This is a genomic window from Paenibacillus sp. FSL L8-0638 (assembly GCF_038593075.1).
GTDB classification, from domain to species: domain Bacteria; phylum Bacillota; class Bacilli; order Paenibacillales; family Paenibacillaceae; genus Paenibacillus; species Paenibacillus polymyxa_D.
The window spans coordinates 2,534,246-2,546,596 of sequence record NZ_CP151960.1; the positions used below are offsets into that span (position 1 = coordinate 2,534,246).

Sequence of the window (12,351 nt, forward strand, 5' to 3'; positions counted from 1 at the left end):
ATTTTTTACGAAGCGGGAATTATCATTTTAGGATTGGGTTGGCGAAGCGGAAAGTCCCTCTATATCTGAGGAGCCATAGAAGAACATGGCAACTAGAATCACAATAATGACAACCTCTGCAAAATATTCTCCATCAAACTCACTCACCACATAAGTCTCCTTTCGCCACTTGTTAATTATTTATTTTCTGTGAAAAGGCTTGTATTACCTGGTCCAGTGTCATATTGCCGTTATCATTTAAAAATTTCACCATATTATCGACATTGGATGGAGTGGATGCTAGTGTCTTGTATTTTCCTGTGAGTCCTAAAAACAATGTTGCTTGTCTGTATAAAGTCACGGAATCGACGTTTAGTTTTCCTGTTAGTAGGAGGGCTGCCACGAGGACCTCCACATTTTTCCCTTGAAGCGCGGAAAAGATAGCCGAATTACTGTTTAATCCATTTTTCTTTTGACCGTTGGGGGGAGATTTGGATTTGCGATTCCCGTTCCCATTGCCATTACCATTCTTTCCTAAGGAAGCCATTGAATCTTCCTCCCGCCATATACTGCTCCTGTCTGGTTTCCTGAAATTTGGGACAAGGGCAGCGGCACTGCATGTGCTCATCAATATACGTTATGATCATACGATATGCGAATAAGAGAGCATTGGTTACTATAAGAATCACGTTGGCTGAGGTTAGTTGGCTACTATTATCCAGTAATTTATTTCGCATGTTGGTCCGATTTAGAGTAAACTACAATAAAGCAAGCCAAATGAGCATTTGCATACATCCCAAGAGCGTTTCCAATCAGCAATGTTTAGACCGAAACGGTTTAGTTCGTTTATTGTATTTTTGAGCGTTGAATTGGAATTAAGCAAAATGCTGAAATAGGAGTTGTAGATAAAATATGTCGAATGAAGAAGTATTGTTAACTAAAGAGGGATTGGCCAAGCTGGAGGATGAACTTAAGGAACTGAAGACCGTAAAACGCAAGGAGCTAGCCGAACGCCTTAAGTTGGCTATCAGCTACGGTGATTTGAAAGAAAATAGTGAGTATCACTCAGCCAAGGACGATCAAGCGTTTATGGAAACCCGCATTCTCATATTGGAGAAGATGCTGACCAAAGCCCGGGTCGTGGACGAGAGTAATTTAGACCTTAGAACCGTTAGTATCGGATCGACTGTCATTCTGAATGACATCGAATTTTCGGAGAAGATGGAATACAAAATTGTAAGTCCTGCTGAGGCGGACGTTCTTGATAACAAAATTTCCTATGAGAGTCCTTTAGGCAAGGCACTTTTGGGTAAAGAAGTGGGCAGTATCATTCATGTGGATGCACCCATGGCTGTAATTAAATATGAGCTGCTTGAAATTAAGCTCACATAATTTATTCCCGATTCCCTTATATGAGGGGGCCGGGATTTTTTATTCTCGCTGCTTACATCCCGTCCCTGTGGAGTGCAGTTGCACTCCACATACTGGACAGGATTTTCATAGCTCCATATAGCGTACTAAGTTAGTCCGTCATCAGGAAGCCTGCTTGCTCCAACGCAGCGCAGGCATCGTTAATTTTATCTTCATCTGAGGCATTCAAGGTATGCAGATGGATGCCTCCCGTCAGTTGGGACAAATAAGTGGCCTGGGTAGAGCTGATTTTACGGATAAAATCGTCCACTTCCTTGCGAGTTCCGACCCGTATCGGAGCAGTCAGATCCCCGTATACCGGATGCTCAACAATAACATCCTGCACACTTACGCCGTAGTCCACAATCAGCTTTAGTTCCTCTTCTGTCTGTTCAGGTCGATGTTTACACACAATAATACGTGAGGCTAAGGGAGTTGCCTGACTCGCAGGCTCCATATAAATGTATCCTTGACTCGTTGCAAGGATAGGCTCTTGGCTTGCCTTTAACAGGGAAATATCCTGTACAATTACTTGTCGGGAGACGGAGGATCTGCGCGCCAGTTCGCTCCCGGTCAGTGGTGATTCGCTCTTGAGCCACAACAGTAGCTGTTCGCGGCGATCCGTACCTGACCGTTTTAAAGATTCAGTCAACGGGATAAGCTCCTTTCTTTTCGATGCGTCAGGTCTGTCAAAATATCTACCAATACATTCAATTCCTCGATGGTGGTCGTTCTTCCGAAAGAAACACGGATAAATTGTAACGCTTCACGACCGGATGCTCCAAGCGCCTGTAAGGCAGGCGAAGGATCGTGGTGTCCGGCAGCACATGCGCTTCCAGTTGATATACAGACACCGCTGCGATTACATTCCAGCATAACATATTGTCCCTCGTAACCGTGAAAAAAACATCCTACTATATGATGAAGTACTGCTTTATTCTCGCTTTCCTGTACGACCCAACGTAACGGAATGGATCTTTCCTGAATTTTCATAATAAAGTGTCTTCTCAGGGTAGCATATTGCTCCTGATGCGACTCCATCTGTTCGGTCATCATTTCTGCCGCCGCGACAAAGGCTGTAATCCCGGGAACATTAACCGTTCCAGGACGAAATCCGTTTTCATGTAGTGTATCAGGGTACACGGGACGCCACGGCGTTCCGGGTTTGAGATATGCAGCACCGACACCTTTGGGGCCATACACTTTATGGCTCGATACAGAGAGTGCATCTACTCCCATGGCTTCTACATCTACGAGAATATTCCCAAATGTCTGTACCGCATCACTATGCAGCAAAATACCCCGTTCGCGTAGCAGGGGAGATAAGGCAGCAAGGTCCTGAACCAGTCCCGTTTCCGAATTGGCGTGTTGTACGGATACAAGTCCGGTGTTTTCTCTCAGGTGAGGTAAAAGAGCTTCACGAGTCACTCGTCCTTCCCGATCCGGTTGCACAATGGTCAGTTCATAGCCCTGACGTTCCAGCAAAGTGGCAAGGTTGTACATCGAGTGATGTTCCAAAGCGCTCATGATCCAATGCTTTTTATGCTGTGGCAACCCGTTCAGGATCGATTGCACGATCAACATATTGGATTCTGTTCCTCCTGTCGTAAAATAGATGCCTTCCTTTTGCCCGCCAATCATATTTGCTATTCGTTGCCTGCTGTAATCCAGCGTGTAGGCTGCTTGACCGCCCGCATCATGAAGGCTGCTGGCATTTCCGAACATTTCCTTATTTAATACGTTATACATATTTAAAGCTTCATCACACATAGGTGTAGAAGCGGCATAGTCGAGATATATCACACCAAATCCTCCCTGCTTAAAAATAATTCCATTCAAAAACTCTTGAGATTATTGTAGGCATGTGTAAATATAAGTGTCAAGACACTTGTAAATATGAATGTACACAAAGCGGTTATCTGTTCGCTGAGAGCGGAACGATCAGCCGCATCGATATGGAGGGATTCTAATGTCTATGCTTGACGTTTTACAAGGAAATCGAGGGCTTATGCCAGAGCATTATAAGACACTGACGGTTGCTGAAATGGAGCAGCGAGTGGCCGAACTGAAACAAAAATGGGGACCCAAGCTGCTCATACCGGGCCACCACTATCAGAAGGACGAGGTTATTCAGTTTGCTGATATAACAGGAGATTCTCTACAGCTTGCTCAAATGGCTGCACAAAATCAGGAAGCGGAGTTCATTGTATTTTGTGGGGTCCATTTTATGGCGGAGACAGCGGATATGCTGACTACCGATCGACAGACTGTTGTCCTGCCGGATATGCGTGCAGGTTGCTCGATGGCAGATATGGCGAATGTGGAACAGACAGAACGAGCATGGAAGCATTTACAGGAGTTGGTAGGAGATACGATCATTCCGTTAACGTATGTGAATTCCACAGCAGAGATCAAAGCCTTTGTAGGACGGCATGGTGGGGCTACCGTGACTTCTTCGAATGCTAAGCAAGTGCTGGAGTGGGCGCTGAAGCAAAAGGAACGTATTTTGTTTTTGCCGGATCAGCATTTAGGTCGCAATACAGCTTACGATCTTGGAATTCCGCTAAATGAAATGGCCGTGTGGAATCCAATGACAGATCAGCTTGAGGCTGAACAGGACCCAGCAACCGTAAAAATTATTTTATGGAAAGGGCATTGCTCCGTTCATGAAAAGTTTACAGTAGATCATATTCGCAACGTTCGCGAGCGTGATAAGAACGTCCGAGTCATCGTTCACCCCGAATGCTCTTATGAAGTCGTACAGCTCGCAGATTGCGCGGGCTCTACAAAATTCATCATCGATACCATTCGCGCGGCAGAGCCGGGAACCCAATGGGCTGTTGGCACAGAAATGAATCTCGTGCAACGAATCAAGCAGCAGTATCCTGAACAGCAGATTGAATCGCTCAATCCCGATATGTGTCCCTGCCTGACCATGAACCGGATCGATCTTCCCCATTTGCTGTGGGCAATGGAACAGTTTGACCGGGGTGAGCCTGTGGGTGTGATTCGTGTGGATGCTCAGATCAGACAGGATGCTGTACTAGCATTGAATCGTATGCTTGCTATCCGTTAAGTTTTTACCGTAATATAGAGCGTCCTTCCACCGGATTTGAGCATTAGACCGAAGGAGCAGAAATAATTATTTCAGTTGCTTGTGATCCAACCCGTATCTCTAATTAAAGATTAGTCGCTTGTCCGGTTTCGTGCTATAATTGTAGCAACAAACCGAAGGAGGTGAATCCCTTGTTTGAGCTTCAAGACCTACTCCCTTATTTATTTACAATCGGCTTGCTGTGCACAGTGACTTATACGTATCTCGCTCATTTGCACGGCAATGTACCCGAATGCTGGGTCGAAGGTGGGCCCGTGAGGTCTCATGCCTCTCCGCAGATGCCGATGTCTGCCCGTGGACAGGACATGCCTGTCCGGCTGGCCCGACATATCCGGCGTAAAGAAGCGCCGGATGAAGATGCATCCGATTGTTCTCCCTCGTTGAACGATGGCACAGCCAATCAACGAGGAGGAACATATGAAACGATTCAAGGGATTCACCTTTTGGGGTAAAAAAGAACGGATATTTGGATTAATGGTAGCGTTGGCGGTGGTCATGCTACTGTCTGGTTGTGGTGCGAATGCTGCGGAGATAAATGCACAGACACCCGGATTTTTTAATCATTACGTGGTGTTCCCGCTTTCTTGGCTTATTCAGCAATTGGCGCAATGGTTTGGTGGAAGCTTTGGGCTGGCGATTATGACATTGACATTCATTGTCCGTCTGGCCTTACTGCCTCTTATGATGCGTCAAACGCGTGCCCAGCAGGGTATGAAGCGCAAGATGAGCGCTATGCAGCCCGACTTGGACCGAATTAAGAAGAAGTATGAAAACAAGAAAGATACCACCAGCCAGCAGAGTATGCAGCAGGAAATGATGTCGCTTTACAAAGAACATCAATTCAATCCGCTTAATATCGGTTGTCTGCCTATTCTCATTCAGCTCCCGATCTTGAGCGGTATGTACACCGCAATCCGGCTAACCCCGGAGCTCGCATCTCACTCTTTCCTATGGTTCCGGCTCGGACAGCCGGACTGGATTTTGTCAATCGTCGTCGCAGTTGTATACTTGGCACAGGCCAAGCTTTCTCAGTTTCAGATGACGCCTGACCAGCGCAAGCAATTTGCGATCATGGGCTATCTTTCACCGATTATGATGGCGGTCTTTTCCTTCAATGCCCCTGCTGCCATGCCATTATATTGGACAGTAAGCGGCACCTTCTTGCTGCTTCAGTCGCTGTGGTTCCGCAGACGCTATCCAATAGAGGAAGCAGAGAGTAAGGTTAAACTTGGAGAAGTCACACCAACCTAATTAGTAGATGATGCTTGTTTAACTTGGGAATTACGTTTGTAGTATGCCACGTGTAATCATAGGATGTCATTCGAGCCGTTTATAAGGCTTGAATGGCGTCCTTTTTTGTTGCTGCTTTTTTCGCTACATTCCGCTTGCGATTTTGTAGTCAATATGAAATTCTTATATTATAAAATGATTCTGAAAGTGATATTTTTTTGAAAACGGGTTTCAATTATGTGGAGGATGCAACTAATTCTTTTATTGAAATGATAAGGGAAAAGTGGGCAAAGTAAGACCTATATGTAAGCCAATCTGCACTTTGTTTTATCACGCAATGAAATTATGGAGGAACTATAGAAAATGAAGCAAACATCAACAAAGCTGCCTATTTCCTTGGCTTTGCTCACATGTATAGTATGTGCATTCGGTTTTGGCTTAATCGCATTATGGGTGAGTGACCATCAAGTTCGGCATTTTGACCAGGAAATTATTTCGGTTATTGGACAACTGGAGTCGCCCTCCATGACCCGTGTAATGAAATTTTTCACCATGATCGGCAGCGGGATTCCAGTTGTGATCATCATTTTAATGGCCATGTTCGTGCTCTATAAAGTATTGGGACACCGCAGAGAACTGCTTTTTTTGGCGGCTGGTGTATTGGGATCGGTAATGCTGAATACGATACTGAAAGTACTTTTTCAGCGTGCGAGACCGGAGATTCACCGTATTATTGAAGAGAATGGATACAGCTTTCCAAGCGGACATTCCATGACAGCTTTCAGCATGTATGCGGCGCTGACATTTTTAGTGTGGAAGCATGTTCCTTCTAGGCTGGGGCGTATCCTTCTTATTGTACTCAGCAGCCTGCTGATTGTAGCAATCGGGACGAGCCGCATTTATTTGGGCGTACATTATCCTAGCGACGTTGTGGGTGGCTATTTTATGAGTGGCTGCTGGATGGCAGCTTGTATTTGGTTTTATCAGCGGTACGAAGAACGACGAATGCTGTCACTTCGCTCTAAATCGACAGCATAACGGGTTGCATAAATAAAGCAGACGCTTTAGCGTCTGCTTTTCATTTGGACAGAGGAAGTGTTTTCAGTCATCTTAGTTCTGGCCTGTTCACCAGGCTTGAGCCCCAGCTTCTGCTCCCATTTTTCATAAAATATAATAGCCGCCTGCATAAAGATGCCAGGAAGCTTCCGGCTTCGAATGAATCGATGAACACCGACGGCACAACCTACACCAATAAGTGCACCTGCCAAAATATCCGAGGGATAATGCACTCCGGTCCACACGCGGGATACTGCGATGAGTACAGCCAAGATAACCCAGAGAACACGAAATTTTTGATGATGAATCCATATAATGGCAGCCAGAGCAAACGCCCCAAGTGCATGGTTACTCGGGAATGAAGCATTGGGTTCATGATGAATAAGCTGAATGACTGAATATCCGACAAAAGGGCGATCTCTGTAAAACAAATGTCCAAGGCCCCAACTAATTACAAAACCGATACAAACCGTTATAACAGCTTCTAAAACCATCATTCGATGCGGCATTTTAAAGGTGAACCAGTAAATCAGCAAAGCCACTCCGAATAAATACGGTGCATATTGCGCTAAGAAACGCATGGTTCCATTCAAAAAGGCGAGGGAATTAGCCAGTTCATTGATCCAGTGAAATAAAGCATAGTCTACATTAATTAACATGAATAAATTACTCCTTAACATCAAAAAATTGAATAACAAAGTTATATTATAGAGCGACTACACGGATAAAAGCTTAAAATTAAATAAAAAATGAATGTCCTTTCCGTTACTCATTTGTTTTTTCTATAGAAATAGGTGGTTTTGCGATGGAAAAGTCGGTGCTGGTCATTGATGATGAAGAGAAGATATCCAGATTGCTTCAGTTGGAGTTATCCCATGAAGGATATGCAGTTGAAATCGCACAAACGGGCAGAGAAGGATTGGATAAAGCTCTAGCACGTACATGGGATATCATCATTCTGGATGTCATGCTGCCGGAGATGAACGGGGTCGAGGTGCTAAAGCAGATTCGAAAAGTGGACAATCATACACCAGTAATTATGGTCACTGCACGTAACACGACTCCTGATAAGGTTTCAGGTCTGGATGAAGGTGCCAATGATTACATTACGAAGCCTTTTGAGATCGAGGAGTTATTAGCGCGGATGCGGGCCAGTATGAGGCATCAAATGGAGTCAACAGCTACCGCTTCACAAAAAGAGGACAAGTTGTCGTCCAGGCTCCAAGTGGATAGTTTGGTGTTGGAACGCAAGACTAGGTCAGTGGTGCGGGAAGGAAACCGAATCGAACTGACGCCCAAAGAATATGATCTGCTTCTCTATCTGATGGAGCACAAAAATCAGGTATTGCAGCGGGATGAATTGATTCAGAACGTGTGGGGGTTTGATTTTGTTGGTGATACGAATGTCGTAGATGTGTATATCCGGTATGTTCGCAAAAAAATTGATCATGGATACAAAAAGAAATTAATTAAAACCGTACGTGGTGTGGGGTACTGCATCAGGGAGGAAGAACATTGAAGCTGCGGACCAAAATCACCCTGCTCAGTTCTATTTTAGTGATGATAATACTCCTGTTTGTGGATATCACGGTTCATTTGTTGTTCGTCAAAATCGCTACGCGAAATGAAAGAGAAGTACTGCAAAATAAGTGGACTGAAATCATTGCCGAAACCGGACACACCATGATTCTGAAGAATGCATGGAGTCCAAAACTGAAAGATGAGCTTTCCGGAGATACTATTCTGAGGGTGTTTGATCAGCAATCCCGACTTCTGTATGAAGTAAGTCGCCAGTCACGCTTTAAGCTGGGCGATATTCGTTTTAACACTTCTCAAAGCTCTCAATTGACTGATGTACAGGGTCATAAAATTCTGGTAATCCATCTCCCCGTGCTTTCTCCGGAGGGCAATCAGAAGGGAACGCTGGAGATCGTGGAAAAATGGGATGCACTCGAAACCAATCTCGATATTTTAAATACGATTCTCATCACTTCGACTGTAGGAGCAATGTTGCTAAGTTTGGTAGGGAGCACGATTTTGGCGAATGCCATATTGCTGCCGATTTCCAGTAGTATTCAAACGATGCAGGAAATTGAGAGAAGCTTAAAATTTAAAAAAATCCCCGCTGGCAGTCATAATCAAGATGAATTGTCCCAAATGACCGCTACTTTTAACCGAATGATGGAGAGATTAGAAGAAAGCTTTCAGAGCCAGCAGCAGTTTGTTTCAGATGCCTCACATGAGCTGAATACCACACTTATGATTATTGAGGGCTATGCCAACATGCTGCGGCGGTGGGGCACGCGTGATGAGGACATTCATAAGGAATCCATTGAATCGATCTATGAAGAAACTCAGCGAATGCGTACGATGACACAGCAGTTGCTGACTCTTGCCTCCTCACAGCAGAAAGACCCTGAGCCGCATGAGCGGATAGAAATGATCGGTTGTTGTCAACAGGTAGTAGCGCATCTTAAGCCTGTACATGATCGTCAAATTTCTATTTTAACCGAAGAGAAAGAAATTTGGCTGGATGCCAACCTGACAAAAATGAAGCAATTGCTAGTGATCCTACTGGATAATGCATTAAAATACAGCTCGGATGAGATTGAAATAGGGTTATCTACAGATGAAAAGGATGTCTATATCCGGGTTAAGGATTATGGGATCGGAATACCTGAGGGCGAGATCAAGCGGGTCTTCGAACGATTTTATCGGGTAGATAGCTCCAGGCATCGTAAAACTGGAGGGACCGGGCTGGGGTTGCCGATTGCCAAGGCAATTACAGATGCTCATCAGGGTACGATACGTATGGAGAGCGTAGAAGGAGAAGGAACGGTAGTCATCGTCACGCTGCCCCAAAGACAAAAGGAAAGGCTGTCCCTCCAGTAGAAATATCTACTCGCGGAACAGCCCTTTTTATTGTTATTTGTAAGTTAAGCATTCGGTGGATGGGAATCAACTAAAATTTATCCTAGAGGACACGACGTGCTGTTGTGTAATTGCGGCTCCACCATCCCGAATTTAGATCTGTAACCGTTACGCCGCCTTTACCATACGTATGCAGAATTTTGCCGTTCCCCATGTAAATGGCTACATGATGAATTGGCGCATAGAAAAAGACCAAATCGCCTTTTTTCAGCTGACTACGCGGTACGAAAGTGCCAACAGTTGATTGCTGTCTGGACGAACGTGGAAGCTTGATGCCATTTTGTGCAAATACATATTGAGTGAACGAAGAGCAGTCAAAAGATCTTGTATTGCCTGCTGGGGCTCCATGCTCATAACGCACACCCATAAACTGGGAGCCTTTAGAAATAATCCGATCAGCTTTACTTGCCGAAGCGGCATGAGTGGTGGCTGGTCCAACGACGAAGCTCCCTGCGCTCAATGCCAAAGTCATAGTAAAGCAAATACCCATCCACAATTTTTTAGAAGTACGTTTCATATATAAATTCCTCCGTTATTCGTATTGTGTTGATGTCCTGAAATGACAATAACACAAATAAAATGTCCGGAATTTACCACTCATGGTTACAAACCTGTTACCCCAACGCTTTGTCCTCATTTATTAGAAAACGATGAGAATTTTCTCCTTAATTTTGGCTTGACAAATTGTATAGACTCCCCTTATAGATAGGCTCGTATGGCAAAAAACGACTTGCAGACGATTGGCACAAGCAATCACGCAAAATATACATACCTATATACTACAATTTATAACTTGTACGGGAGTATGCTCTGATTCCCGTTGACATCGTAAGGATCACACCGTATTTCCGGTCAGGAAGGGGAATTCGTATGGCTTCAAAGCAGAATAAAGCACTCAAAAAACGGCGTCTAACCATTGTTCAGGTCATTTCCAACTATCCCGATGCACAGCCGGTACCCTCTAACAAAGGCGGAACGGAAAAGGTCGTGCATGAATTAACTGAGGAATTGGTGAGACGAGGGCATCATGTATCGCTGTTTGCCGCCCGTGGGAGCAGGAGCAGTGCGCGGTTGATTACCTATCCCAAGGGTTTGAAACATAGTCAGATCCCCCAATATGTACTCCGGCATATGCCTTCCAACACACATATCATTCATGATCATACTTTTCGTTCTTCTGTGGGGCGTAGGAAGCTGCCTTGTCCATCAGTATGCACCGTTCATCTTCCAGTAAAGAGACACGGTAAAAACCCGGTATATGTCAGTAAACGAGCACGTCAGCTGATGGGCAGGGGCAAAGGTTTTTATATCTATAATGGTATCAACACCCATGAATACGAGTTCAGCAGTGAGAAGCGTGGCTACTTGCTGTTCATGGGCAGAATCATACGAGATAAAGGTGTATTGCAGGCCATTCAGGTTGCAGAACGAACAGGAAAAAAACTGCTTATTGCAGGTCCTATCAAAGCTCCAGAATTTTTCCGTAAAGAGATTCAGAAACGAATTCAGCGCAATCCGAATATACGCTATGTAGGTGCAGTTGGAGGCGCTCAGAAACAGAAGCTGCTGAAACATGCAGAGTGTCTGCTGTTTCCGACACTGTGGGAAGAGCCGTTCGGACTCGTAATGGTCGAGGCCATGGCTTGTGGGACACCGGTGCTGGCATTAAAAAACGGCTCCGTTCCCGAGGTACTCTTGGGCTTTCCACAGTTGATTTGCAAATCAATTAGCCAAATGGCACGAAAGGCACAGCAAAAAAATTATCCGTCACCAGCGCAGCTTCGTTCATATGTCAACCAAAGATTTACCAACAAACAGATGACCAGTAACTACTTAAGACTATACCGTGAAATCATCCGTCGGCGAGAACAGAAGAGAGGACAACGACAGCCTATACGGAGGTGAAGGGGATGCAGGTCAAACGATATATGCTCGGAAATGGCTCTTGGGCAACTCCTTATTATATAGTCACAGGGGGGCAGAAAGGTCCGTGTGTGATGGTGGTCGCGGGGATACATGGTAATGAAATAGCTAGCATACGAGCTGCTGAGAAACTGGTGAAGCTTTTGAATCAGCAAAAACAGCGATTTAACCATGGTAAGCTTATAATTGTACCGATTGTAAACCAAAAGGCTTACCGCAAACGGATTAGAGGAATACCTGATCTTAATCGAACCTTTCCGCGCAAAAAAAAGCAGCTGGCAACACAACCACTTTCCGCTGCTCTATTCAAATTAACACAAAAGCATCAACCTGAATGGTATCTTGACTTGCATGAGGCCAATGGATTGTCACAAAAGGATGCCGAGGTGCTTGGTCAAACGCTAATCTCCAACAAGGCCAACCCGGTGGTTCCTGCGGTTCGTCGGGTTATTAAGCGAATGAATCGCTCCATACAGGTGAGCGACCGACATTTCAACCTTCGGCTGCATGAGCTTCCAGGTTCCTCCCGCACCGCTGTAGCCCGTATTTTAGGTGCACGCGCGGTTACCGTGGAAACGGGTTGGAGCCTGCCTAAGAAAGTACGCATACACTATCAGTTGGAGATCGTTCAGCATTTTTTAAAAGAAGCCGGAATAGTCAAAGGTAACTGCATCACAAAATAAAATCGCTTCTGGAGCAAGGACTTT

Annotated in this window: 14 protein-coding genes; 9 read left to right on the forward strand and 5 right to left on the reverse strand. The window is 45.0% G+C overall.

Translation table 11 applies throughout. The features are described from left to right. Positions 1–172: 172 nt before the first annotated feature. Positions 173–526, reverse strand: a complete 354-nt coding sequence (locus MKY35_RS11360) for a hypothetical protein (RefSeq protein ID WP_272640611.1) — start codon at positions 524–526, stop codon at positions 173–175. A 365-nt stretch (positions 527–891) separates the two neighbouring features. Here MKY35_RS11360 and greA point away from each other — a divergent pair, with 365 nt between their 5' ends. Next, positions 892–1,371, forward strand: a complete 480-nt coding sequence (greA, locus tag MKY35_RS11365; protein WP_013310174.1) for a transcription elongation factor GreA — start codon at positions 892–894, stop codon at positions 1,369–1,371. Positions 1,372–1,501: 130 nt separating this feature from the next. Here the strand turns inward: greA and MKY35_RS11370 are convergent, their stop codons facing one another. Further along, positions 1,502–2,041 carry a transcription repressor NadR gene (locus MKY35_RS11370; protein ID WP_039274627.1) on the reverse strand — a complete coding sequence of 180 codons (540 nt, stop codon included), beginning with the start codon at positions 2,039–2,041 and terminating at the stop codon, positions 1,502–1,504. After that, positions 2,038–3,192, reverse strand: coding sequence for an IscS subfamily cysteine desulfurase (locus MKY35_RS11375; protein WP_342446409.1), 1,155 nt, complete (start codon positions 3,190–3,192; stop codon positions 2,038–2,040). The genes MKY35_RS11370 and MKY35_RS11375 overlap by 4 nt, the downstream gene beginning before the upstream one ends. A gap of 166 nt (positions 3,193–3,358) precedes the next feature. Here MKY35_RS11375 and nadA point away from each other — a divergent pair, with 166 nt between their 5' ends. From nadA to MKY35_RS11395, 4 genes are all read left to right on the forward strand, one after another. Then, positions 3,359–4,465 (forward strand): quinolinate synthase NadA, encoded by a 1,107-nt coding sequence (gene nadA, locus MKY35_RS11380; RefSeq protein ID WP_342446410.1) that lies wholly within the window; start codon positions 3,359–3,361, stop codon positions 4,463–4,465. A 161-nt stretch (positions 4,466–4,626) separates the two neighbouring features. Then, on the forward strand, positions 4,627–4,956 hold the full coding sequence (locus tag MKY35_RS11385; RefSeq protein ID WP_223830783.1) for a hypothetical protein: 330 nt from the start codon (positions 4,627–4,629) through the stop codon (positions 4,954–4,956). Then, positions 4,922–5,755 (forward strand): membrane protein insertase YidC, encoded by an 834-nt coding sequence (gene yidC / locus MKY35_RS11390; protein WP_039274618.1) that lies wholly within the window; start codon positions 4,922–4,924, stop codon positions 5,753–5,755. Before MKY35_RS11385 ends, yidC begins: the two co-directional genes overlap by 35 nt. A 342-nt stretch (positions 5,756–6,097) precedes the next feature. Continuing rightward, positions 6,098–6,772 (forward strand): phosphatase PAP2 family protein, encoded by a 675-nt coding sequence (locus MKY35_RS11395; RefSeq protein ID WP_342446411.1) that lies wholly within the window; start codon positions 6,098–6,100, stop codon positions 6,770–6,772. Positions 6,773–6,798: 26 nt separating this feature from the next. Here the strand turns inward: MKY35_RS11395 and MKY35_RS11400 are convergent, their stop codons facing one another. Continuing rightward, positions 6,799–7,449 (reverse strand): undecaprenyl-diphosphatase, encoded by a 651-nt coding sequence (locus MKY35_RS11400; RefSeq protein WP_342446412.1) that lies wholly within the window; start codon positions 7,447–7,449, stop codon positions 6,799–6,801. 146 nt (positions 7,450–7,595) lie between these two features. Here MKY35_RS11400 and MKY35_RS11405 point away from each other — a divergent pair, with 146 nt between their 5' ends. After that, on the forward strand, positions 7,596–8,309 hold the full coding sequence (locus MKY35_RS11405) for a response regulator transcription factor (protein ID WP_342446413.1): 714 nt from the start codon (positions 7,596–7,598) through the stop codon (positions 8,307–8,309). After that, positions 8,306–9,682: an ATP-binding protein gene (locus MKY35_RS11410; RefSeq protein WP_342446414.1), complete on the forward strand. Its 1,377-nt coding sequence runs from the start codon at positions 8,306–8,308 to the stop codon at positions 9,680–9,682. The genes MKY35_RS11405 and MKY35_RS11410 overlap by 4 nt, the downstream gene beginning before the upstream one ends. Positions 9,683–9,764: 82 nt before the next feature. On the opposite strand, the gene MKY35_RS11415 is transcribed toward MKY35_RS11410, so the two are convergent. Next, positions 9,765–10,238 carry a C40 family peptidase gene (locus MKY35_RS11415; RefSeq protein ID WP_340957779.1) on the reverse strand — a complete coding sequence of 158 codons (474 nt, stop codon included), beginning with the start codon at positions 10,236–10,238 and terminating at the stop codon, positions 9,765–9,767. 353 nt (positions 10,239–10,591) lie between these two features. Between MKY35_RS11415 and MKY35_RS11420 the strand changes: the two genes are divergently transcribed. Continuing rightward, positions 10,592–11,626, forward strand: coding sequence for a glycosyltransferase family 4 protein (locus tag MKY35_RS11420; RefSeq protein WP_342446415.1), 1,035 nt, complete (start codon positions 10,592–10,594; stop codon positions 11,624–11,626). Positions 11,627–11,631: 5 nt separating this feature from the next. Beyond that, complete coding sequence (locus MKY35_RS11425) at positions 11,632–12,327, forward strand: succinylglutamate desuccinylase/aspartoacylase family protein (protein WP_342446416.1); 696 nt, start codon at positions 11,632–11,634, stop codon at positions 12,325–12,327. Positions 12,328–12,351: the final 24 nt, after the last annotated feature.